The organism is Marivita lacus (assembly GCF_014637725.1).
Lineage (GTDB): Bacteria > Pseudomonadota > Alphaproteobacteria > Rhodobacterales > Rhodobacteraceae > Marivita > Marivita lacus.
Genome location: NZ_BMFC01000011.1, coordinates 111197 through 133197 on the forward strand (window position 1 = coordinate 111197; position 22001 = coordinate 133197).

Genomic DNA, 22001 nt, shown 5'->3' on the forward strand with positions numbered 1-22001 from the left:
ACAAAACGAGAGTATTGGTGATGTTTGGGTCATGAGCATCACCAAGCCCGATCAGACCGCGCCAAGCGACGCGATGGCGTCTGCGAGCCTGCGGTAGCCCGCCACATCCGCTGCGCGCCGGTAGTCCATCGTGCTGTCGTTGTTGCCCTCGGCGCAGATCTGGCCGTGGATGAGAGTCATGACCTCCTTCAGGCGCTTGTCGATCTCCTCGCGGGACGAAAACTGTCCGTAGCGGTTCTGGCTCATCTCGAGCCCCGACACGGCCACCCCACCCGCATTTGATGCCTTGCCCGGCGCGTGCAGCACTCTCTTGTCGCGCAGCACGTCCGTAGCCTCTGCGGTCAGCGGCATGTTGGCGCCTTCGGCCAAAAGCATCAGCCCGGCATCCAGCGCGGCTTGCGCGGCGATCCCGTCCATCTCGTTTTCGGTCGCGCAGGGCAGCGCGATCTGCGCCTCCATCGTGCCCCATGGCAGCGCGCCTTCGGCGTACCGCAATCTGAGGTCGCGGGGCGGATCGGCAATGTCGCCGCCTTCGGCCTTTCGGGCGCGGACCCATTCCACCGCTTCCTGCGTCATCCCGTCAGGAGCGCAGAGCGTGCCGGACGTGTCCGACAGGGTGACCACGAGCGCACCCTGGCCGATCGCCTTTTCGGCGGCGTGATTGGCGACATTGCCCTTGCCTGAAATCGCCACGCGCTTGCCCTCGATGCTATCGCCCATCCGCGCCAGCATGCCTTCGACGAAATAGATCAGCCCGTAGCCCGTCGCCTCGATCCGCAGGGCAGAGCCGCCCGCAGCCATTCCCTTGCCCGTCAGCGCACCGTGGAACTGACCCTCGAGCGCCTTGTACATGCCGAACAACCAGCCGATCTCGCGGGTGCCGACATTGATGTCGCCCGCGGGCACGTCGCGGTCCGGACCGATATGGGGCGAAAGCTCGCGCATGAAGGCTTGGCAAAAGCGCATGATCTCGGCCTCTGACCGACCGCGCGGGTCGAAATCCGCGCCGCCCTTCGCACCACCGAGGGGCAGTCCGGTGAGCGCATTCTTGAAACATTGCTCGAAGGCGAGAAACTTCAGGATCGAGGGCGTGACCGAAGGATGGAACCTCAGACCGCCCTTGTAGGGACCGATGGCGTTGGACATCTGAACCCGCCAGCCCCGATTGGTCTCGATCTCGCCGCGGTCGTTCTGCCAATCGACGCGGAATCCGATCTGCCGATCCGGCTCCGTCAGCCGTTCCAGAACACGCGCCGACGCGTACGCGCTGTGGGCCTTCTCGACCGTCAGCACGTTTCGCGCCACACCCTCGACGGCGCGCAGGAATTCGGGTTCATGTGGATGGCGTGCCTTCAAAGGCCCCATGAAACCCTCGACGAGGGTGTCGCGGTCAGTCATCTTGATCCTTTCGGTGCATGCAAGGATGGTAGGGCCGTGCTACGAAAGGCAAGCTGCACCAGGTGTCAGCGCACGCTCCTTGCCCTTCCGGTCGACATGTCGCGAACAGCTCCAGGCCAGCGCGGTTTAAGCAATGAAACCAATCGACTATCCGCAGGACGTCGCCCCTTTCCCGGGGGCGTGGACCCGAGCTTGACCAAGCTCTTGATATTCGGATGAATCTTGCCGCTTGCTTACAAGTAAAGATGAAGCCTACAGGGAAACCAAGACAGCCAGCAGTTACAAGAAGGCCAACCATGAACCTCGCGGATTTCCCCAAGCACCTCCCAAACGATTTCACCGAACAACAATTCGTCGATCTGATGAACCAGGTGATTGATCTCAAATCGATCCCGAAGCTTTCCGAGCGTGAACGCTCCATCCTGTTTTCCGGCGTGCAATATCTGGCAGATCTCATTCTCCTGGCACAGGAATCGCTCGGTGAAATCGAGTTTGAAGACGGTCATCCGCTGTTGGGATATGATGGCCCCTTCATCCCAAGCGTTCTGCAGCGCCCTGATGACGCCGAAGCGGATTTCTCAGCTCTCGAGAACTTGGGGGTTGGCGAAGGCGACAAGTATTTCGGTGAAGACGGGTAAGCTATTTCCACCTTTTTGACGCGCATTGTACTGCAGCGCGGCTTTGATGATGTAACCGCCCCCCGACGGCATCATTGTGCCAAGGTGGGTCTGCAACGATCCACATAGGAGAGCGGTTACATCATCAGAGCCACGCGACGGACTAAGGGCGATTGATGATGACGAGGTCCCGTTCCGGAATGTCGTCATCACAACCTATCGCCGGGGCAAGCCAGCGGGCTTGCTCGGCGATTGCGTCGCCGAGGCGTTTCATCCCTGGCCCCCGCATTTCAGGAACTCGCGCGACCAAGGCCGATACGATTTCACAAAGACGGCTCTTCAGTTTCGGCGTCATGCGCCGATATCCGAGATCCTGCAGAAAGCGCGCGATGTCCTCGGTCGTGATGTCGTCGGTCATCTCGGCGGCACCGATCTTGAAAGACATCTGATGCGTGACCTGGTCATCGAGCAGGACCGGGACGATGTCGTAGAACGGCGCGAGCTGCGGGCGTGCTCCGTGATACAGCAAACCGTGGTTCTTGGCATGGTTGTCCGTGTTGCCCAGCAACAGATTGACCAAAGCCCCTTCAAGGAAGGCCTGCCGGGTCTGGCCCGGACTGTCACAAGACAGGATAAGCTCACCAACGCGCCGGGCGGAAAAGGCGCGTTCGTCCACGCCGTTTCGTTCGTATTTCAGAGTTGGCCCCAAACCCAAAGCCTGGCAGAAATCCTCCTGGTGAATGCGGCTCACCTGCGCGCCTTCAACCTGGCGATCGAACCGCTCGACCAATAGCACCCTCAGATCTTCGAATTCCAGGATAGACGTGTCCGCGACAGGATGGGCGAGCACGTCTTGCGCAATCTGCATCGATACATTTTCGTGATCCACGAGCCGCATTTCGGCGGCCCGGGGCACTTTCAGGATATGCGTTGTCGGCACGTTCAATCCCGAACGCGGAAATCCGAAGCGTCCGTCAGGAAGCATGGCGACAGCGACCTTCCCCTGCACCCCCGCCAAAGGCGATGGATCGCCTGTTCCGTCTGGCACGCGCCGACGATCCCGCAAGGAGATCATCAGGTCTCTTAGCGCGTCGTCGTCGAGCGGGTCATAATCCGTGTCCAAGTTGCCTGGATGCTTGGCCGGTCCTTCGCCACGAGAAACGACCGAGATCGCTCCCGGACAGTCCCGTCCGAGGTGATACAACAGCCCAACTGTATCCGAGTGGTCCAGCCCATGGCGTTGCATGATCTGGTCCCTCTGCGCGTTCTCAAACAGAAGATTGTCAAAGAACCCGCGCGTCTCGTTATCGCCAAAGGGCTTCTCCGCGACAGGCAGCGACGTCGATATCGGATGCGGCAAGTCATCCCGCAGGTATCTGAAGGAGATGTCACCGTGGTCATTGCGGGCCAGCCGCCCGACCGGCGTCGGCTGGGCTTCGAGGAAAACATCGAGTTCCAGCATTCAGGTCTCCACGCTGAGCCGCAGCCCAAGGTCCCGGCACAGGTCGAGGACGATGCCGATCTGCGCAGTGTCCTTGCCGTTCTCGATCGCGCTGATGGTCGCGACCGATACGCCAGTCTGCATCGCAAGGTCTCCCTGGGTCATCGACAGGGTCTTTCGCCGTTCCCGGATCGCTGCGCCCAGATCGCTGGCAGCGCGGATGGCGCGTGTTATCTCAGACATGTCGAGTTCCACGATCGTTGAAGTTTCGCTGAATGTGGGCTTAGTCGCGCGTTTTGTCAACGATCGTTGAAATTTTCCTTCCAAGGCCCGGAATTCTGCAAAATTTTGACGATCGTGGAAATCACCATGTAATCGGCTCCCGGATCCGCGAGCGCACCATGGCTGGTCTTCAGGCTGCCAGGGCACATGGGCGAAAAGGGGGTCGGAAATTTGCGCTATACAAATCCCAGGTGCGGTTGGCACAAGCCGCCATGGCGAACCGCGACACGTCCGTGTCAGACCTCTGCGTGGAACTGGGTGTGAAACCCGTCACGCTCTACAGGTATGTCGATCCAAAGGGCAACTTGAGGGACTACGGAAAGCGGGTTCTGGAGCATTGAAGTGGAACTGCCGGGAACAGTCGATTTTTGATGAACCAGCAGAAATCAATGATACATCAATGCTTTTGCCTCCGAACGATGCTTGGCGAAATAGAGGCTGATGAGTCGGTTAATGTCGCTAAACTCTCATGCGTGCAGCCGATTACATGATCGGCGGGAATATCGATCACAGGGATGGCTATATCGCGTCACTGGAAGAGTGAGCGCGGCGCGTTGATGGCGCCGCGCCGATGATGGATCAGGCGATCGCCGGCGGGTCCAGAACGCCAATCACCTGCACGAGGAATTCACCCAATTCGGGATCAAGTGCCGCTTGATACTGCGTATCAATCGCCGCGAAGGCCTGATTGATGCCGTCCTGAGTTCCGTCGAACAAGGCCATCGCTGACGTTGCATTCTCCACGTTGGACATGCCGCGATGCACCGCAAAATATGCACCGATATCGACCTTGTTCTCGAGATACGCACGATCCAGCAATTGCTGATCGACGAAGGCCTGCCCCTCTTCCGGTTTCAATTCGGACTTGGCGCCGCGCAGAACCTCGAGAATGAACTGGTCGCGCGACACACCACCGCCGTCGAGGACGCCAACCCAGAAATCAATCCCGGACTGGTCCGGTGTGCGGCCCAGCACATTGGTGTAGACCGAGGTCGCAAATTCGGTATTCGACGTGCCCTCGGGATAGGTTGCACGCGTTTCGGTTTGATCGATGAAGAGCGAGGCCATCGTTTCCAACGTGGTGCCATTGGCAAAGGCTGTGCCCCAGAAGTTCAGCCCAATCGCATCCGGTGCGCGGTTGAAGTACGCGATGTAAAGCTCGATGAAGCTTTCGAAATCCTGCGCCGACAGATTGGCCACGCCCCCGAATTGCATCAGGTTGAACGGGCCGTCCTGTTCATCCACCGTGAAATCCAGAAACTCGATATCGATCAGCGTATCTGTCCCGTTCAAATCCGGCCTGCGATCGGCCAGCTGCGTTTCACCCGGCGCAAGAATGAGCGTGTAGGCGAATTGCGGACCCGAGAAGATAGCAGTGTCCACGCCCGGACCACCGTTCAGCACATCGTCGCCACCAAGTCCGGACAATGTGTCGTTTCCGTCCAAGGCATTCAGGGTTTCGCCACCTGCTCCACCGGTCAGGAAATCCCGACCGTCTGTTGGCGACGTGCTGTCAAGGATCAGGTCAAGCGCTGCAATCGTGCTTCCGGTGAGCCCCTCGTCGAAGCCTTCAACGGTTCGAGGTATCACTCCGTTTTCCGCCAGCGTCACGTTGCTGATCGGAAGGAGCGTGACCCCCGCAGAGGGATCCTCGAAGGTTATGACCATATCCGTGCTCAATGCCGGGATGGCTGTCGCCACAAGCTGGGAATAGCTGGGTGGCAAATATGTGGTGTTGAAGAAGTCTGCGACACGGCTGCCTTGCGCGTTCAGATCCGCGATCACCTGATTGGCCAGATTGATGAATTCTGCAGCAACTTTCGGCGTCGCAAAAGATGTTCCGAATTCGGTGCCCCAATCCGCACGGGACACCACGCCGTCCCCTGCCATGTCGACATTCGGCAGGCTTTCGAAGGAGGACAACAGTAATTCCCCGTTTCCGGCAACGTTCCATGCGCCAACATTTATGACGTTCTGATAGACGCTGCCCCAGTCGACCCCCTCCTGGCCCTGATTGGCCGAGGCCTGGAAGATCGGCACCTCGAGCAGTTCGAAATAGTCGAGCGTGTTGAGTTCCGATTCCTCGACCGTATTGCCCCCCAGTGACACGGTCAGCGCCGCAGGCAGGTACGTTACGTCGGACGAAAGGTTGTACGCCGCGTCAAAAGTCTGAAGAAAATCAAAGACCACAGCGATCATGGCCGGTTCGATATATTCGACTCCGTCAAAAGTCGTCGTCACATCGAGGAACGGCAACAGGAACTGGTTGGCGGTAAGGTTGACGTCGATGGCGATGATCTCGGTCCTAGAGGGATCCGCCAGGCGCTGCGTGATCGCTTCGATCACCCAATCACCATGCGCCGGAACATCTTGCGCCGTCGGGTCGGTTCGCACAAAATCGAAATAGGTCGTTGCGACGGCGTCCTGGCCGTTGAACTGGACGTTCGCTTCTTCATTGAAGTCCAGATCGCGCTCGAAGCTGTATTCGAAATCGTCTGGTGTGACCCGGTAAAACCCGCCCGTCTGAGCGGTCAGCGTGGTCTGCGTTTCATCCACCGTGCCCAAGCCGTTGGAAACGTAATCGTAGAAAGTGATTTCGTCCAGAAAACCATAATCGAACAAGGTCACGTTCGAATACTCGAAAACACGCTCGGTAAACTCGTCGAGCACAATAATCAGCGTTTTATCCATGGATCAAACCTTCCCCCCAAACCGACATTCCCCAAATGGACTGCGGTTGGGTTCAAATTCGCCTGAAGGTTTTTTAAAAAACAAGCGCTTTTCGCTCCGGATGGCGCTTGGCCTCGTGCAGTTGCGCGATTTCGGGCGGCGGAGGTCAGACGGCGGGGTCGTCCTTGACCCATGTGGCGTTCTTCAGCCCACTGGACGGACCCGTCGAGCCGGAGGTGCCTCAAACGATAAGCTTGAACTGAAGGTCAATGATGGCAACACACGCGCCCTCCTTGGCGAACAGAAGAGATGTAACGCGCCCCAAGCCCGCGGCTCGGCCCGAGATCACTGCCGGCTTTCCAACCAGTCTTCCGGTCATGCTCGTCTTCCTTGCTGCGCGCTCAGATGCATTCGCCGCCATCGACCACAAAGGCGTGACCAGTCATGAATGACGATCTGTCCGATGCCAGGAATACGATGGCATCCGCGATTTCGTCGACGGTACCGAAGCGTCCCATCGGGATAGCATCTCGGATATAGTCTTCCAGCTTGTCGCGCCCGCCCATCTGAACTTCGAAACCCAGGTTGAAGGGCGTGTCAATAAACCCGGGACAGAGCGCATTGAACCGGATGTTTTCCTTTGCGTAATCCGCGGCCATCTGGCGCGTCATTGCTAGGACAGCGTGCTTTGTCGTGGCATAGGCAATCATCTCGCGGTCGTACTGAATGGCCGAGTTCGACGATGTGATGATGATGCTTCCCCTGCCTTGACGACGCATCGGAGCAAGCGCCGCCTGCGCGGCAACAAAATGGGACCGCACGTTGAGCCTCCACGACAGGTCCATGTCCGCGACCGTGACCTGTTCCAGCTTGCCTTCGATCTGCACGCCTGCGTGGGAATGAAGGATATCCAGCCGACCCTCGTACCGCGCCACGTCACCAATCGCCGCGACCAGTTCGGCATCATTGGTGACGTCGACCTCAAGCGCCCTAGCCTTGTGTCCCTCGTTCGTGATGCCTTTAGCAACCGCTGCGGCTGCTGCGCCGTCCTTGTCCGTGAGCACAACCATTGCACCTTCGCGTGCAAGGGCCTCGGCACCGGCAGCGCCGATCCCCGAGCCAGCAGCCGTCACGAAAGCAACGCGATTTTCCAGCAGCATTGAAACCTCCCATGTTTGTGCTCTCAGCGCTTGTTGCTGCGCCGTAGAATGAGTTGTGCGATCACCAGAAGAACGAGGGATGCAAGCATCACCATCGTACCGATGGCGTTGATCTCGGGTGTCACCCCCCGCCGGATCGACGAGAAAATGTAGATGGGCAGTGTCGTCTCGGAACCGGCAACGAAAAAGGCGATGATGAAGTCGTCGAAGCTGAAGGTGAAGCTTAGCAGAAACCCGGCCAGGATCGCCGGTGCGATCAGCGGAAGCGTGATTAGCCTGAACGTCCGCATAGGCGGTGCATAGAGGTCAGCAGAGGCTTCGGACAAGGCGCTCTCAAGTCCCTGTAGCCGGGCACGTACAATCAAGACGACGAGCGCGAGAGTGAACATCGTATGGGCGGCAATGAGGGACGGCCTGCCCATCGTCAGGGCTGGCGGCTCGCGGCCTTCGGGCCATATGTTGGCCAGCCACGGGTTGACCACATCGAAAACGGTCACCAGCGCGATGAGTGTAGCTATGCCGATCACGATGCCAGGGATCATCACGGCGATGTAAATGATCGCATCGAAGAATGCGCGCGCCGGTCCTCTCATCCCTTGCAGGCCAACCGCCGCCAGAGTGCCCAGAATGCTGGCCAGTGTCGCCGAAACGAAGGCCACGAAGAGGCTGTTAGCCAGCGCATCCATAACAAAGGGGTTGTCGAGGGCCCGCCCGTACCACTTGAGGGAAAACCCTTCGAACTGACTGGCACTGCGGCCCGCGCTGAAACTGAAGAGCGCAATGATGGCGATCGGTGTGTAGAGGAACACGTACACGAAAAGAGAGTAGATGCGCATCGATCAGGGCCTCACATGATCGACACATCTTCACGCGTCGCGCTCAGGCGCGCGATCAGACGCATGTAGATCGTGACCGTCACGAGCATGACGAGAATGAGCATGACCGCCACTGCCGAGCCAAAAGCCCAGTTCCTGGATTGCAGGAAGAGATCGACCAGCGCGTTGCCGACGAAGAAGACCTTGCCGCCGCCAAGAAGTGCGGGGATCAGGAACTCGCCCATCAGCAGAATGAAAACCAACATACACCCGGTTGCGATGCCCGAAATGGACATTGGCAGCGTGACCCTGAGAAAAGTCGTGAGAGGCCACGCCCCGAGGTCCGACGAAGCTTCCAAAAGCCTTTTGTCGAGACGGTCCAGCGCCACATAGATCGGGAAGACCATCAGCGGCAAGTAGCCGTAGACGATGCCGACAGTGACAGCGAAGGGCGTGTAGATCAGCCGTACCCCCTCGATGCCGAAGATTTCGAGGAGCGCAGGCAATCCCTGTCCGCCCAGAATATAAATCCACGCATAGCTGCGGATCAGGATCGAGGTCCAGAACGGCACGATCACCAGAACGAGCAGGATCGTCTTCCACCTGGGATCCGTTCGTACGGCAAGCTGATATGCCAGTGGATAAGCGATAATTAGAGCGGCGAGAGTTCCCAATGGAGCGAGTGTGAGCGTGTTCTGAAATGCCGTCAGGCGCGCGGGCAGGTTCGCATATTGCTCAAACGTGAAAGCGGGCACCCAGCCACCGGCAGGCGCCCGCTCTCCAAAGCTGAAAATCAGCACAACAGAGAGCGGCAGCACGAGCATCACCAGCAGCCAGACGCCCGCAGGTGCGACCATAAGCCAGTTTCTCTCGCGCTCCGTCATCCCCATCGTCCGATCAGGCCGACTTGAAGCGAGCGAGCAACTCGGCGCGGTTCGGGTCGGTCAGGGTTGCCGCCGCCCCGAATTCGAGCGCATCGAGGCGCTCGGCCGCCGGGTAAAGGATCGGATCGTTCAGGATCTCTTCCGGCAACAACGCGTTGGTGCGGCTGTCCGCGACCGGATAGCCGTGGGCCATGACTTCACGGGCATTCACCTCGGGATCGAGCATGAAGTTGATCAGCGCATACGCCGCTTCCATGTGCGGCGCGCCTTTCGGGATGGCGTAATAGTCGCTCCACAATTCACCACCCTCTTTGCCCAACGCAAAGGCGATCTCGGGGATGTCGGTGTTCAATTGCTTACCATCGCCCGTCCAGCAAATAGTGAGCCAGGCGTCACCCGACCGCATTGCGGGCTGGTAATCGGACGTAATGGCGAAGAGGTGCGGCTTGACGTCGATCAGCAGTTTCTCGGCATCTGCCAGTTCCGCTTCATCGACCGAGTTGAACGAGTATCCATGATAATTCAACGCGGCTCCGATCGTGGTCAATTGGTAGTCATGCACCATTGTCCGGCCGGAGAAGTCATCCATTGTGCGATCGAAGAACACTTTCCAGCTGTCGATTGCTGCACCACCACTATGTGATGTGTTGCTGGCGATGCCCGTGGTACCCCAGTTCTTTGGCACGGCATAGACAACACCGTCGACGATCCCGGCATCGGCAAAGCGCGCATCAAATGCCTCGGGGTCGTAATTCGGAAGTTTCGACATATCGAGGGGCTCAATCAGGTCTTCGTCGACATATGTCGTGATCGTGTAGTTCGTTGGAACGTAGACGTCCCAACCGCTGCCGCCAGCCTGAAGCTTGGCCAGCATTTCCTCGTTTGACCCAAACACGTTCACCTGTGTAAAAGCGCCAGTCTGCTCGGTGAAAGTCTCAAAGTTTTCAGGGTCATGGTAGTTCGGCCAGGTCGCCAGAACGACACGATCGCCGATATGGCTGCCAGCCAGCGCGCGTGACGGACGAAGTCCGGGAAGTGCGCCAGCCATGACCGCAGTCGCGGCGCCAAGCCCCGTGACGCCAAGGAAATGCCGCCGTGTTACCGAACCTTTCTCGTAACGACGCAACTCTTCCATGAATTTCTGCTTTGAGATGTATGATTTGTCTTTCATGTCGTGTCTCCCAGTTGGATTGTTGCTGCTCTTTGACCTTCAGTCCGGCCTCAGGATTAGGGCGGCATCCGGGGTCCAATGGACCCAGATGGAGTCGCCTTTCCCGAGTGTCGATAGACCTGCGTCCGCCTGACGGGGCACAAGTGCGGTAATGCTTCCAAGGTGTTCATGGCGTACAACATACTCGGTGTGCTCGCCCAAGAAGATGCGGTTTTGAACCGTCGCCGAGAGACCGCCCGGCACATCGGTCCGGCTCAGCCTGATCTGCTCGGGACGCACGCTGAGGCATCCGTTCTGGCCAGTGGCAATGTCGCTGCCAAGAGCACTGGAATAGGTCTGCCCGTTGCCTAGCGTGATTGCGCTTTCGCCGCTGGCAGCGATCTCGACCTTCCCATCGAAGAAATTCGAAGTTCCGACAAAGTCGGCGACATAGCGCGTCGTCGGGCGATCGTAGAGGTCCTGCGGGCTGCCGGCCTGAACGATTGCACCTGCGCGCATCACGCAAATCCGGTCAGAAAGTGACAGCGCCTCTTCCTGATCATGCGTGACCAGGATGAAGGTGATCCCCAACTGACGCTGTATATCCTGCAATTCGATTTGCATTTCCTTGCGCAGCTTGCGGTCGAGCGCCGCCAGAGGTTCGTCCAGCAAAAGAAGCTTGGGTTCGTTTACGATGGCGCGTGCAAGAGCGACGCGCTGCTGTTGACCGCCTGACATCTCCCAAATGCGCCGCGCGCCGAACTCGCCCAGCCGGACGGTGTCGAGCACGCGTTGGACACGGTCGGAGATTTCGGACTTTGGCAATCTGGGCCGCCTCTGATCCAACCCATAGGCTATGTTCTGAGCGACAGTCATATGCGGAAAAAGTGCATAGCTCTGAAAGACCATGTTCACGGGTCGCCGGTACGGCTCGAGGTCCGAAACATCCTCGTTTCCGATCAAAACCTGCCCTTCGCTCGGGGTTTCAAAGCCCGCGAGCATTCGGAGCGCAGTTGTCTTGCCACAGCCTGAAGGACCAAGGAAAGACAGGAATTCGCCCGACCCTATGCTGAGGTCGATGTTATCCACCGCAACAAGTGACCCAAACCTCTTGGTGACGCCTCGCAACTCTGCGATGGGCGTATCAATTCGTTCAGCGGGCTGTTCGTGATGCAGCAATGGCTTGCCTCAGCAAAAAAACGAGGTGACGCGCGTATAACGCGTATTACACAATTAGTCGCAAAATAAGCGTTTGTGTAAATATGCAATTTGTTATATGCTTTTTGTGATATTTGAGGGTCAAAATGCCGACAGACTGGAACGCCCAAGCCGCACTGTGCCTCGATGCCGTCGGGACGCCATCCTTCGCCGCGGCGCTCGCCGATGGTCTGCGAAGCGTGATGCCCTACGAATTTACAGTGATCTTCGGATACATGGGAAAAGAGCGGCCGCTCGCACTATTTGACGATTTCACCCCTGCAAGGCGAAAGCTCCACGTCGACGACTATCTCGAGGGGCCCTACCTCATTGATCCGTTCTTTCTGGCGAGCATCGGCGACACCCCGCAGGGTATCTGGCGATTGAAAGACATAGCACCCGACCGCTTTTATCAGGGTGAGTATTATCGAAGCTATTATGCACAGACCGGATTGGCGGAAGAGGTCGGTTTTCTGATCAACGTGGATGCGGAACTCCAGATCGTCCTGTCGCTCATGCGAACAGAGAAAAAATTCAGCAAGACCGAGATGCGGGTGCTGTCTGAGATCCAACCCATTGTCGAAGCGTTGTGCCGCCGCCACTGGTCGAGCGTTGACAGATCAGGTCGCAGCAAGACATCGGACTTCCTGAACCGGAAAGTCGCCGATGCATTCAACACGATTGGCGATGGAGCTCTGACTGACAGGGAAGGCCAGATCGTGGAACTGACCCTGCGTGGTCATTCCTCGGAGGCGATCGGGAGACTGCTCTTGATCTCGCCGGGAACCGTACGCATTCACCGCCGCAATGTTTACTCGAAGTTGAGGATCAACTCGCAGGGCGAACTCTTTTCTCTCTTCCTCGACGCCATAGGCGCTGGCTAGCCCGAGTACGCAAAGTACGTGGCACAAGGCTGTGTCGTCGCCGTAGGTTTACGCTTTGTCCCGCTAACTGCGAGTTTGCTACCCCTGAGATATTGCGCCTGCAACGAACGGCAGGTTCGACGGGCCGCAATGCAACGTCTCGCCTTACCGGTGAACGGCAGGAGTGGGCCGATCAGGTTGGCATGCCGTCGCCCGCGTCGGGCGGATTCCAGTCATTTGCCGCAGGTGCAAGCCAGATCGTCGCTATTTCGTCAGCTGACGTTCGACACGCTGCAAATATTATTCATGCCTTACAATACTGCGGTCCGTTCGGCACCCCGATTTGTCCAAACTTCTGGCATTGACGACAACCATGTCTGGTTGCCGAATGTAAAACCAACTAAGCGCTCTCTGGGAACCGAGGAGCGGCCATATGCAAAAGATCACTTTACCCGAACGGGCACATTGGCGCGCTCATGCCCAGGACGTCGGGTTCACTTTTGCCGATATGCACGGCGAACCCTACTGGGATGAATCGTCCGCCTATGCATTTACGCTCGATCAGATCGAGGACGGATTGGAGGACCCCTCCACCGCGCTTCATGCCATGTGCCGAGAGGCCGTCGCCGAGATCATCGCAAGCGAGAGCCTGATGGAGCGACTTGCGATCCCCGAAGCTCATCGCGACCTTGTCGCGGAAAGCTGGAAGCGGGGCGATCCTGAAATCTATGGGCGGTTCGATTTCGCATATGATGGTCAGGGGCCAGCCAAGTTGTTGGAATACAATGCCGATACGCCGACCTCGCTTTACGAAAGCGCGGCCTTTCAATGGCAGTGGCTTGAAGATCAATTGGACGCGGGCGTTCTGCCCGAAGGGACGGACCAGTTCAACGGGATCCACGACGCGCTGGTCGCGCGGTTCTCGGAGATCTTCGAGAAGGGTAGCGATCTGCACTTTACCGCCGTTGCCGGCAACCCGGAAGATTATGGAACGGTCGAAGCCTTGGGCTGGGCTGCGCGCGAAGCTGGGCTGGGGGCGCATTACTGCGATCTCGACAAGATTGCACTCAGCAAAGACGGCCAGTTTCTGGATGATGAGGATCGTCGGATCGCGGTTCTGTTCAAGCTCTACCCATGGGAAGACCTGTTGCGCGATGATTACTCTGATCGGATTGCCGGATCGGGGTGCCTGTTCCTTGAGCCCGCGTGGAAGGCGCTATTGTCCAACAAGGGGCTTTTGCCGGTGCTCTGGCATATGTTCGAGGGCCATCCGAACCTTTTGCCCGCATTCTTTGAAGCCGACACTGTGGATGGCGGGACAGGCGGCGCGGCCTCTGCGGCCGTTGCGCGCGCCGAGGCGCAACTGACCGCTGGCCATGTGCGCAAGCCTTTACTGTCGCGCGAAGGCGCATCTGTCTCGATCTTCAAGTCCGGCGAAGTGATCGAACAATCGAAGAATACCGCCTATGCCGAGCACCCGCGCATCATTCAGGCCTATGCGTCCTTGCCTCAATTCGATGGGTTTCGCCCGGTGGTCGGTGCCTGGATTGTCGGGCAGGTCTGTACTGGCATTGGTATCCGTGAAGACCGGTCCCGCATCACCCAGGATTTGTCCCGGTTCAAACCGCACTATATTGTTTCTTGAAGCGCAGAACTACCGCCATGCCGGCAGAAAGCACGACTGTCATGACCAAACGCTCGAAACGGATTGCCATCGCGATCGTCGGCGCCACAGCCTTTTCCCTTGCGGGCTGCCGCGAAGAACAGGTGGACGCGGCCGCGTTTCCCAATCTGCAAAGCTGTCTGAACGAATCGTTACGCGGCGGGATGTTTACGGCTGAGGACTGCGAAACTTCGTTTGCGCAGGCCGAAACCCTGCATGTGGAGTCCGCACCGCGCTATGACAGTCTCGCAGTCTGCGAAGAGCAGCACGGCGAAGGCGCCTGCGGCACTGAAGCGACCGCGACCCAAGCGGGTTCTGGAAGCATCTTCATGCCGCTTCTGGCAGGCTATCTCATCGGAAACATGCTGGGGGGGCGCGCAGGAATGTCTGCGGCGCAACCGCTTTATAAAACCTCGGACGGGCGTTTTACCAACGCGGCGCGCTCCAGCACGTTTTCGAACAACGTTGGCTCGACAAAGCTGGCCACGTCCCAGTTCGTCCGCCCCGCCGCGACGGTCGGGACAACACCAATGTCCCGCGCCACTGCAGCTTCGCGTGGCGGTTTTGGAACGTCCGGTGGCGGAAAAACGGGCTTCGGTGGATAAAAAGGTCTCAAACATCATTGATGATCATCAATGACCTGTCAGGCGCCTTATCGGGATGTTCCGATCGTAGACTGAAAGCTAAACATCCGCCATGGGCCGCGGTCAGGCAGCCTTGACGTCAGGTATTCTGTCCTGGCATCTGATGGATCGGGTTTAGCAACTGTATCTGTCAGGACCCCGTGGCGGTCCATTTCTGGCGGCTCTTGCACAGCGCGTTGGCGATGGTGACCAGTTTTCTGGCGACGGCGGTGATGATGACCTTGTGCGGTTTTCCGGCCTTGCGGAGGCGATCTGCGAAGGATATCAGGCTTGGGTTGTGATGTGCCGCGACCAGCGCCGCCTGGAACATCACGTGCCTCAGGGCACGGCGACCCCCGGCGATGGCCCGTTTTCCGCGAAGGGTTCCGCTGTCGTGCCCGACCGGAGCCAAACCGGTGAGTGCGGCAGCCTGTTCGCCGGTGATGGTGCCGATCTCGGGCATTTCTGCGATCAGCATCGTGCTGGCAACCGGACCGATCCCCGGGATGGAACGGAGAACACCGGCGGTCTCCGACAGGCGTTCATCGCTCGCGATGGCCCGGGTGATCCGGTCTTACAGTTCCTTGATCAGGCTGTCGATCCGTTGCTTCAACTCGGTGTCGACGTCCTCGAACATCGCGGCGGTGCCCAGTTTCTAATGCGCGCGGATCTGGGCCAAGAGCCGTTTACGTATCTCGACCAGCTGCGATCTCTTGGATGTCAAAGCTCTGAGAAGGCGCAGCTTTTCCACAGGAAGATTGCGACCTGCCTCGGGCCGGAAGGCGAAGAAGCGCGCGATGAGTTCGGCATCGATCCTGTCGGTCTTGGCGGTTGTGCAACGACTTTGTGCAAACGCCTTCACCTGAGCGGGGGGCACCTGCCGCGCTGGAACACCTTCCTCCTCCAGAAGCGCCCAGATCTGCCATTCCTAGCCGCCAGTCGATTCAAAGCAGACGACGGCATCCCGGTTCTGGGCAAGATCCGCCACGGCAGCATGACCTGCCGGAGCATTCGGCACTATGCAGCGATGCTCATCGGGGGGCGTAACGGGCTCAGAGCCGCGAACGTCCGGGCATACCGGGCCGACAGATGACGGCATCCAGCTTGAATCATGCCATGAAAAGCGATGCGTGGCCCCGAAATTGGTCAAAAATCGAGGTGCCTTGAATAATCTGATAGTCGGCAGTGTCCCGCTGTTAGGTGTTTGATCCCATGGTTTGATGGTGCGATCCTTTCTCAGGAATGGAAGGAAGCATTATGGGACAAGTTCGTCACGGGAGCGCCTCGACCACGCACGCCGTCAGAGCTGCAATACAGCGATCGCAAGCTTCGCTCGCGCAGTTGAGCAAGGAACTGGGCATCAATCCCAAGACGATCGCGAAGGGTTTCCTGCACCCGTTCCACATCGACACGACGCGCGCAGAGGACGCCGATGTCGGCGAGCTGGATCTGATCCGATGGGAGCGCCCTCACCCAATCCACCAGCCCATCAAGCTCCCCAGCTTCGGAGGTGCATGCAACGAGGTCCGGCGCGGCTCCATGCATCAGGCTTACATAACCTCGCAGCGTGTCGGTCCCTTCATCAAGATCGTCCACGCTCACTCCCTCCAGAACGGAGACGGCCCACGCCCGGATTTCCTGCGTAGTTCGATAGTTCAATCGCAAGCGTCTTGAGCGGCCTCGGACCTCAATGCCGCATGATGACATGCTCGCTCGGCGACCGTAGATGCGCTGATGCGCATCGCCGACTATGAAGATCGAATTCTGATCGCCGATTGGGCTTTCAGGCACGATCGCCCGGATGAGCCTGAACGCCTGCTCCCCCATGTCCTGCGTTTCATCAACGATGACCGCAGTGTACGGCAAGTTCGGTGCCTCGGCGGACAGAATATCAATCGCCTCACGATACGCGTCATCTGGCTCCGCGAGCCCCTAACCCGCAGAATAACGGGGTCGCGGATCTATTCAAAGCACCGAGAAGACACTGCCCCAGCCGGTGACCCTCGCGGGATCAAGCCCAACAAGACGCAGGGTTTGTGCGGCGGTGATCGAAACGGAATCGATCACCGGAATGCCAAGCTCTGCCTCAAGGGCCTCCGCAATGGGTGCCCCTCGGAAATTCGTACAAAGCACGGCAATCGCCTCAGGCTTGGCGTGCGCGACATCGCGCACCATGTCAGCGATCATGTCAGGGCTGTATTCAGCAAAGCTGAAATTCCCGCGATCTTCAAGCCGCCGATCCGCCACGACATCAATCCCGCGCGCGGCATAGTTCGCGATGATGCGGTCCTGAATTTCGCTCAGATAGGGCGTGACCAGACCAAGCTTCTTGATGCCCTCTCGCTGATAGTATTCTTCATAGGCAAGCACCGTGGACGTTGCCTTGCAGCCTGTCATTTGTTCGATCTGATTACAAAGGTCGCGGTCGTTCTCCAACCCGAGCCATGATGCCGACGTTCCGTTCCATGCAATGCAGCCAAGCTGTGCTTCTGACAAACGCTCGGCGGCTTCCAGAATGGGAGCGAGGGTGAACTGTGACTGGGAATTCTGGCTCATCGAGATTTCGACCACGCGGAACCGCCCGAAGTGAACGGTTGCAGCACCACCCAGCGTCGCAAACATTGCAGACGTATAGGGCTCAAGAACCGTGTTCGAAGACGGGGTCAACATGCCGACACGTTGGACTGCTTCGCTCATCGTCTTTATTCCTTCTTAAACGCGCTGATCGCGGGTACGTCCCTCTGAGTCGTACAAACCTGCCGATGTAACAAGGGGCGTATGATCTGGCGAGGCTTACGCAACAACGGCTTTGCCAATCCGCCTGTTATTCAGGCAGCCCTCTGCTCGCGGGTTGAAAACTAGGGCGCTCAATACGCGTGTTTTCGCCCGACTGTGGGGGTCAACCCACTCATGCGTAAGTTGAGCCTCTGATAAAAAACTGAAATTATTGAAAAAATCAGCGCAGATTGGTCGAAATGCTCTTTTCATGGCGACGTGAGTGCGAAACTTTTTTTTCTTGCTCGCTTCAGAAAACCTTGTCTTGCCTCATCCCAGAAGACGCGAAAACTGTGCCGTGCGTTTGAACACACAGCTATTTATAAAGGATGTCTGCGATGAAAAAACTGCTCTCCTCAATCTCAATTATTTCTGGGCTGGTGGCCTTGTCTTTCGCCACATCAGTGTCAGCGCAGGACATGCGTATTTTGACCCAAAACCAGGAAGGCCGCGCCCAGCACGCGCCCGAGATGGCTGGCATGGCCGCCTTGGGCGAGAGTGGGTTCACCGTTGCACGCAGCGAATTTCAGGCGGTTGGTATCGACCTTGCGGATGGTCTGCGCTTGCTCAGCACGGGGGCGTTTGACATGGCCACCATTCAGGTCGGTAGCGTTGCAAAAGACGACCCGTTCCTCGAAGGCATCGACCTGATCGGCGTGTCGACCAACATGACCGATCTCAAAGCAGCTGTCGACGCGTATCGCGACGTGTTCAATGCGCGTCTTGGCGAAAAGTTCGGAGTACAGGCGGCAGCCATCTGGCCCTTTGGACCGCAGGTGTTCCTGTGCAATGCCGAGATGTCGTCGCTGGCCGATCTGGACGGGTTGAAGGTGCGCTCGTTCACGGCGTCCATGTCGACCTTGCTCGAAAACCTTGGCGCCACCCCGGTGACGCTGTCGTTCCCTGAAGTTTACCCAGCCTTGCAACGCGGCGTGGCCTCTTGCGGCGTGACCTCACCTACGTCGTCGAACACAGGCAAATGGCCAGAAGTCACGACACATCTGTATCCGCTGTCTGTTTCGGGGTCGATCCAATCACACATGGTCAACCTTGAATGGCTCAACGGCCTGAGCGACGCCGAGCGCGCGGCGTTCGAAACAGCGATGTCCGATATGGAAACGGCCCTCTGGGAGTTGGCAATCAATACCAACGACACAGCCCAGTCCTGTTCGACCGGTGGCGAGTGCCCGGAAGGCGGCCTCTATACTTCGTATGACATGACGCTGGTGCCGGTCACGGATGATGACAAGGCGAAGGTTGCAGAGATCTCCGTGTCTGCCGTTCTGCCGGAATGGGCGGCCAAGTGCGAAGCGTCCTACCCCGGCTGCAAGGCCATCTGGAACGAAACCGTAGGTGCGACACGCGGACTTTCACTTGAATGATCCGATGGACAAGCGTCCGCACTTCCTCGTGCTGGCAGAAAAACTGGCGGTCCTCCTTGCGCTTTGCGCTGGGGGGGCTGTCGCGCTATTGGCAGTGCTCATCTTCGTGGACATCATTGGCCGCGACTTTCTGGGCGTTTCCGTGCAGGGCACAGACGAGATCGGTGGCTACGTTCTGGCCTTTGTCGGATCACTGGGCATGGCGCTGACGCTGTTGCGACGCGGGCATCCGCGGATTGATCTGTTCTTTCGGTTCTTCCCAAGGTTGGTGGGGGATGTCCTGCATGTTCTGGCACAAGTCACGATTGCAGGATTGGCTATCTTCATGACCTGGCATGCGTGGTCAGAGCTCCAGACAACCCTGCGGTTTGGCTCCATCACCAACACACCGCTTCAAACCCCGCTTTGGGTGCCGCAGGCCATCTGGGTGTTTGGCACCGCGTTCTTTGGCATTACGGCCTGTCTGACCTCGGCACATGCGATCTACTTGCTGGCGCACACCAGGGCACTGGTCACGCGGTTTTATGGGCCGGTGACCATCGACGAAGAGGTCAGCCAATACGTCGGTGACACGAAAGAAGAGGCTGACGATGCTCGGAATTGAAGGCGCTGCCATCGGTTTTGGCCTTCTGCTGTTTTTGCTCTTCATTGGGCTGCACATTGCGACCGCGCTCTTTATTGTGGCCCTGACAGGCGCACACCTGTTCTTTGGCGATGCGATGATCCGCCCCTTCGGCACGATGATGTGGGGCACGCTGAACAACTTTCTGCTCGTTGCGATCCCGCTTTTCGTGCTGATGGGAGAGATCCTTGTGCGCGGTGGGGTGACGGAACGCATGTACCGCGCGCTTGCCGATTGGACTCGCCCGCTGCCCGGTGGCCTGCTGCATACCAATATCGTCGCCTCGACCGTCTTTGCGTCGATATCGGGGTCGTCCGTCGCCACGGCGGCGACGATTGGGACTGTCGCCTTTCCAACGTTTCGCAAGCAGAACTACGCAGAAAGCTGGGTGGCGGGCAGCGTCGCATCCGGGGCCACGCTTGGCATTCTGATCCCTCCCTCGATCAACCTGATCATTTACGGGGCGATCACCAACACCTCCATTGGGGCCTTGTTCACTGCCGGCATTTTGCCAGGCATTGTGCTCGCGTCGTCCTTCATGGGGATCATCATTGTCGCCTGCCTGTGGAACCCCAGCATCGCAGGGCGGCCTCAGCCCATGGCCCCGTGGCCCGAACGACGGCAACGCCTGGTCGATCTTGTGCCGCCCGTTATCATCTTTTTGCTTGTGATGGGGTCTATCTACCTGGGCTTTGCCACGCCGACCGAGGCGGCGGGCGTAGGTGTCATTGCAGCACTCGGCCTGACGGCATTCTACCGCACGCTCAGCTGGGCGATGCTGCGTGAATCGTTTCTGTCTTGCGTGACAACAACGGGAATGACGCTGCTCATTCTGATCGCGGCCTTCTATCTGAACTTCATTCTTGGGGTTCTGGGTGTCCCCGCGCAGGTGTCTGCCTTCGTGTCGTCCTTTGATGTGCAACCTGTGGTCATGATCCTGTTGCTGGTCTGTCTCTACATGGTTCTGGGATGTTTCCTTGATGCACTCGCAATGATGATCGCAACCATCCCCATTGTCCTGCCGATCGTACTCCTGCTTGGATATGACAGCGTCTGGTTTGGCATCTTTCTGGTTCTGATGTGCGAACTCGCTCTGATCACGCCGCCTGTCGGCATGAACCTTTATGTGACACAAAGCGTTCGGGGGCGCGGCAATGTCGGTACCGTCATCAAAGGCGTTTTGCCATTCATCTTGTGCATTCTTTTCGTTGTGGCGTTGATCGCGATCTTCCCGGACGTGCTGTTTTGACCAAGCCCCGAACCCGTATTCTGGTGGTCAATCCCAACATGTCTGATGCAGTCACATCGACATATGTACGGGCGGCAACCGATAGTGCGCCCGACGGGGTTGATCTGGTCGGCGTGACAGGCACCTTTGGGGCGAAGATCGTGACGATAGAGGCCGAGAACGTCGTTGCCGCCTATTCCGCGTTGGAATTGGTGGCAAAGCACGTATCGGGGTTTGACGCGGTCATCCTCGCAATTTCGTTTGATTCAGGGCTGAGGGCATTACAATCGCTTTTGCCAGTTCCCGTTGTCGGCATCACAGAGGCCACACTTCAAGCCGCTTCCCAAGGCGGGCGGCGGATTGGGATCATCTTTTTTGGTGAGGCGAGCCGGGAGTTGTACGAGGGTGTGATTGCAGGTTACGGGATAACGCCGATTGGGTGCCTTGCCATCGATTTCACCTCAGTTGAGGACTATCTGACGCCCGACGCCAAGGATGATGCCGTCACAGATGCCATTGCGACCCTAAAAGCGGCAGGCGCAGAGGCGATTGCGATTTGCGGAACCGCAATTGTTGGCATGGCGGCAAGGCTGCAACTCGCTTCGGACGTGCCGCTTTACGACGGGCTTTGCGCTGTAGAAAAGTGTCTTGCGGACGTAGGGCAGGACACAATTTCGGAGCGCCGCTGCAGGTCGCCTGTCGGACCGTCGCAAAACCTGTCGCCCGAATTGAGCAATCTGATTGCCGGAACGCTCACGTCACAGAGGTAGGTATCGATGGCCCTTTCTGAGGCGACAAAAAAAATGGACAGAACAAGCGGTTTTGCGAAGTTGTACTATCGCTCCGACAGCCGCTGTGGCAATCGGCCGATTTGAACAAGGCCGCAGCATACCTGCTGGTGCGACAGCACCGGGATCAAGTTCCTCGGCGACGGCGAATGGCAGGCGCGCAAGCATGGGGTGCAAGACCGACGCCAATGGCGCAAGGTGCATCTGCCAATGGACACGGCCACATCCGACATCCGCGCTGTGGAATTCACCCCCAGCCGGGCTTTGGCCAGCTTCGAGGCACGGTCAGCGATCCGCCGTTTGTCGAACATGGTGAGTAAGGCTACGGTGAGGGCCGTCTGACTTTGGCTACGATCCGATGATAAGTCCGACCTTATGTCCGATTTCATCCACCGACCTCAAATTGAAGTTCTCTCTGCCGCCGATGGCGTTCGCCGTCGGCA

Annotated in this window: 21 protein-coding genes and 3 pseudogenes; 12 read left to right on the plus strand and 12 right to left on the minus strand. The window is 58.2% G+C overall.

Annotated elements, in window-relative coordinates:
* Positions 1-51: 51 nt before the first annotated feature.
* The gene (gene gdhA, locus IEV82_RS17845; RefSeq protein ID WP_188483429.1) at positions 52-1398 is read right to left on the minus strand and encodes an NADP-specific glutamate dehydrogenase; all 1347 of its coding nucleotides are present in this window, start codon (positions 1396-1398) and stop codon (positions 52-54) included.
* Between the two features lie 296 nt (positions 1399-1694).
* Between gdhA and IEV82_RS17850 the strand changes: the two genes are divergently transcribed.
* Positions 1695-2036: a hypothetical protein gene (locus tag IEV82_RS17850; RefSeq protein ID WP_188483430.1), complete on the plus strand. Its 342-nt coding sequence runs from the start codon at positions 1695-1697 to the stop codon at positions 2034-2036.
* A gap of 142 nt (positions 2037-2178) precedes the next feature.
* On the opposite strand, the gene IEV82_RS17855 is transcribed toward IEV82_RS17850, so the two are convergent.
* Positions 2179-3477, minus strand: coding sequence for a HipA domain-containing protein (locus IEV82_RS17855; protein WP_188483431.1), 1299 nt, complete (start codon positions 3475-3477; stop codon positions 2179-2181).
* Entirely contained in the window at positions 3478-3699 is a 222-nt protein-coding gene (locus IEV82_RS17860) for a helix-turn-helix domain-containing protein (protein WP_188483432.1), read from the minus strand.
* A gap of 251 nt (positions 3700-3950) precedes the next feature.
* Here IEV82_RS17860 and IEV82_RS24180 point away from each other — a divergent pair, with 251 nt between their 5' ends.
* Positions 3951-4079, plus strand: coding sequence for a hypothetical protein (locus IEV82_RS24180; protein ID WP_444543192.1), 129 nt, complete (start codon positions 3951-3953; stop codon positions 4077-4079).
* 238 nt (positions 4080-4317) lie between these two features.
* Here the strand turns inward: IEV82_RS24180 and IEV82_RS17870 are convergent, their stop codons facing one another.
* The 6 genes from IEV82_RS17870 to IEV82_RS17895 form a co-directional block, all read right to left on the minus strand.
* A complete protein-coding gene (locus IEV82_RS17870) occupies positions 4318-6429 on the minus strand; it encodes a DUF4214 domain-containing protein (RefSeq protein ID WP_188483433.1) in 2112 nt (703 codons plus the stop codon).
* Positions 6430-6809: 380 nt separating this feature from the next.
* On the minus strand, positions 6810-7568 hold the full coding sequence (locus IEV82_RS17875) for an SDR family NAD(P)-dependent oxidoreductase (protein WP_188483434.1): 759 nt from the start codon (positions 7566-7568) through the stop codon (positions 6810-6812).
* A gap of 23 nt (positions 7569-7591) precedes the next feature.
* Positions 7592-8404, minus strand: a complete 813-nt coding sequence (locus IEV82_RS17880; protein ID WP_188483435.1) for an ABC transporter permease — start codon at positions 8402-8404, stop codon at positions 7592-7594.
* A gap of 11 nt (positions 8405-8415) precedes the next feature.
* Positions 8416-9267, minus strand: coding sequence for an ABC transporter permease (locus IEV82_RS17885; RefSeq protein WP_188483436.1), 852 nt, complete (start codon positions 9265-9267; stop codon positions 8416-8418).
* Between the two features lie 13 nt (positions 9268-9280).
* Positions 9281-10402, minus strand: coding sequence for an ABC transporter substrate-binding protein (locus tag IEV82_RS17890; protein ID WP_229747901.1), 1122 nt, complete (start codon positions 10400-10402; stop codon positions 9281-9283).
* 75 nt (positions 10403-10477) lie between these two features.
* Positions 10478-11506 (minus strand): ABC transporter ATP-binding protein, encoded by a 1029-nt coding sequence (locus IEV82_RS17895; protein ID WP_308420455.1) that lies wholly within the window; start codon positions 11504-11506, stop codon positions 10478-10480.
* 215 nt (positions 11507-11721) lie between these two features.
* Here IEV82_RS17895 and IEV82_RS17900 point away from each other — a divergent pair, with 215 nt between their 5' ends.
* The 3 genes from IEV82_RS17900 to IEV82_RS17910 all read left to right on the plus strand — a co-directional run bounded on the left by IEV82_RS17900 (position 11722) and on the right by IEV82_RS17910 (position 14745).
* A complete protein-coding gene (locus IEV82_RS17900) occupies positions 11722-12498 on the plus strand; it encodes a helix-turn-helix transcriptional regulator (RefSeq protein WP_188483438.1) in 777 nt (258 codons plus the stop codon).
* Positions 12499-12910: 412 nt separating this feature from the next.
* Entirely contained in the window at positions 12911-14122 is a 1212-nt protein-coding gene (locus IEV82_RS17905; RefSeq protein ID WP_188483439.1) for a glutathionylspermidine synthase family protein, read from the plus strand.
* Positions 14123-14163: 41 nt separating this feature from the next.
* Entirely contained in the window at positions 14164-14745 is a 582-nt protein-coding gene (locus tag IEV82_RS17910; RefSeq protein WP_188483440.1) for a DUF1190 domain-containing protein, read from the plus strand.
* 169 nt (positions 14746-14914) lie between these two features.
* Here IEV82_RS17910 and IEV82_RS23705 read toward each other — a convergent pair whose 3' ends face one another.
* On the minus strand, positions 14915-15331 hold the full coding sequence (locus IEV82_RS23705) for a transposase (protein ID WP_308420456.1): 417 nt from the start codon (positions 15329-15331) through the stop codon (positions 14915-14917).
* Positions 15332-15367: 36 nt separating this feature from the next.
* Here IEV82_RS23705 and IEV82_RS24185 point away from each other — a divergent pair, with 36 nt between their 5' ends.
* Positions 15368-15856, plus strand: coding sequence for a hypothetical protein (locus tag IEV82_RS24185; RefSeq protein WP_229747903.1), 489 nt, complete (start codon positions 15368-15370; stop codon positions 15854-15856).
* A gap of 164 nt (positions 15857-16020) precedes the next feature.
* A pseudogene (locus IEV82_RS17920) lies at positions 16021-16146 on the plus strand (IS481 family transposase); the annotation flags it as partial.
* A 339-nt stretch (positions 16147-16485) separates the two neighbouring features.
* Here the strand turns inward: IEV82_RS17920 and IEV82_RS23925 are convergent.
* Both IEV82_RS23925 and IEV82_RS17930 read right to left on the minus strand, forming a co-directional pair.
* Positions 16486-16659: pseudogene (locus tag IEV82_RS23925) on the minus strand (AAA family ATPase); the annotation flags it as partial.
* Positions 16660-16728: 69 nt separating this feature from the next.
* Positions 16729-17460 carry a maleate cis-trans isomerase family protein gene (locus IEV82_RS17930; RefSeq protein ID WP_188483441.1) on the minus strand — a complete coding sequence of 244 codons (732 nt, stop codon included), beginning with the start codon at positions 17458-17460 and terminating at the stop codon, positions 16729-16731.
* A gap of 497 nt (positions 17461-17957) precedes the next feature.
* Between IEV82_RS17930 and IEV82_RS17935 the strand changes: the two genes are divergently transcribed.
* From IEV82_RS17935 to IEV82_RS17955, 5 genes and pseudogenes are all read left to right on the plus strand, one after another.
* Positions 17958-18920 (plus strand): TRAP transporter substrate-binding protein, encoded by a 963-nt coding sequence (locus IEV82_RS17935; protein WP_229747904.1) that lies wholly within the window; start codon positions 17958-17960, stop codon positions 18918-18920.
* 4 nt (positions 18921-18924) lie between these two features.
* Positions 18925-19524: a TRAP transporter small permease gene (locus IEV82_RS17940; RefSeq protein ID WP_188483443.1), complete on the plus strand. Its 600-nt coding sequence runs from the start codon at positions 18925-18927 to the stop codon at positions 19522-19524.
* A complete protein-coding gene (locus tag IEV82_RS17945; protein ID WP_188483444.1) occupies positions 19511-20791 on the plus strand; it encodes a TRAP transporter large permease in 1281 nt (426 codons plus the stop codon). Before IEV82_RS17940 ends, IEV82_RS17945 begins: the two co-directional genes overlap by 14 nt.
* 23 nt (positions 20792-20814) lie before the next feature.
* Positions 20815-21540, plus strand: coding sequence for an aspartate/glutamate racemase family protein (locus IEV82_RS17950; RefSeq protein WP_188483445.1), 726 nt, complete (start codon positions 20815-20817; stop codon positions 21538-21540).
* Positions 21541-21672: 132 nt separating this feature from the next.
* Positions 21673-21819 (plus strand): annotated as a pseudogene (locus IEV82_RS17955) (transposase); the annotation flags it as partial.
* Positions 21820-22001 lie beyond the last annotated feature (182 nt).

Coding starts and splice junctions, on each gene's coding strand:
- IEV82_RS17870 (WP_188483433.1), bottom strand. CDS start 6,429: ATGGATAAAACGCTGATTATTGTGCTCGACGAGTTTACCGAGCGTGTT.
- IEV82_RS17860 (WP_188483432.1), bottom strand. CDS start 3,699: ATGTCTGAGATAACACGCGCCATCCGCGCTGCCAGCGATCTGGGCGCA.
- IEV82_RS24180 (WP_444543192.1), top strand. CDS start 3,951: ATGGCGAACCGCGACACGTCCGTGTCAGACCTCTGCGTGGAACTGGGT.
- IEV82_RS17940 (WP_188483443.1), top strand. CDS start 18,925: ATGGACAAGCGTCCGCACTTCCTCGTGCTGGCAGAAAAACTGGCGGTC.
- IEV82_RS17930 (WP_188483441.1), bottom strand. CDS start 17,460: ATGAGCGAAGCAGTCCAACGTGTCGGCATGTTGACCCCGTCTTCGAAC.
- IEV82_RS17850 (WP_188483430.1), top strand. CDS start 1,695: ATGAACCTCGCGGATTTCCCCAAGCACCTCCCAAACGATTTCACCGAA.
- IEV82_RS17875 (WP_188483434.1), bottom strand. CDS start 7,568: ATGCTGCTGGAAAATCGCGTTGCTTTCGTGACGGCTGCTGGCTCGGGG.
- IEV82_RS17880 (WP_188483435.1), bottom strand. CDS start 8,404: ATGCGCATCTACTCTCTTTTCGTGTACGTGTTCCTCTACACACCGATC.
- IEV82_RS17935 (WP_229747904.1), top strand. CDS start 17,958: ATGCGTATTTTGACCCAAAACCAGGAAGGCCGCGCCCAGCACGCGCCC.
- IEV82_RS17885 (WP_188483436.1), bottom strand. CDS start 9,267: ATGACGGAGCGCGAGAGAAACTGGCTTATGGTCGCACCTGCGGGCGTC.
- IEV82_RS17900 (WP_188483438.1), top strand. CDS start 11,722: ATGCCGACAGACTGGAACGCCCAAGCCGCACTGTGCCTCGATGCCGTC.
- IEV82_RS17910 (WP_188483440.1), top strand. CDS start 14,164: ATGACCAAACGCTCGAAACGGATTGCCATCGCGATCGTCGGCGCCACA.
- gdhA (WP_188483429.1), bottom strand. CDS start 1,398: ATGACTGACCGCGACACCCTCGTCGAGGGTTTCATGGGGCCTTTGAAG.
- IEV82_RS17945 (WP_188483444.1), top strand. CDS start 19,511: ATGCTCGGAATTGAAGGCGCTGCCATCGGTTTTGGCCTTCTGCTGTTT.
- IEV82_RS17905 (WP_188483439.1), top strand. CDS start 12,911: ATGCAAAAGATCACTTTACCCGAACGGGCACATTGGCGCGCTCATGCC.
- IEV82_RS17855 (WP_188483431.1), bottom strand. CDS start 3,477: ATGCTGGAACTCGATGTTTTCCTCGAAGCCCAGCCGACGCCGGTCGGG.
- IEV82_RS17890 (WP_229747901.1), bottom strand. CDS start 10,402: ATGGAAGAGTTGCGTCGTTACGAGAAAGGTTCGGTAACACGGCGGCAT.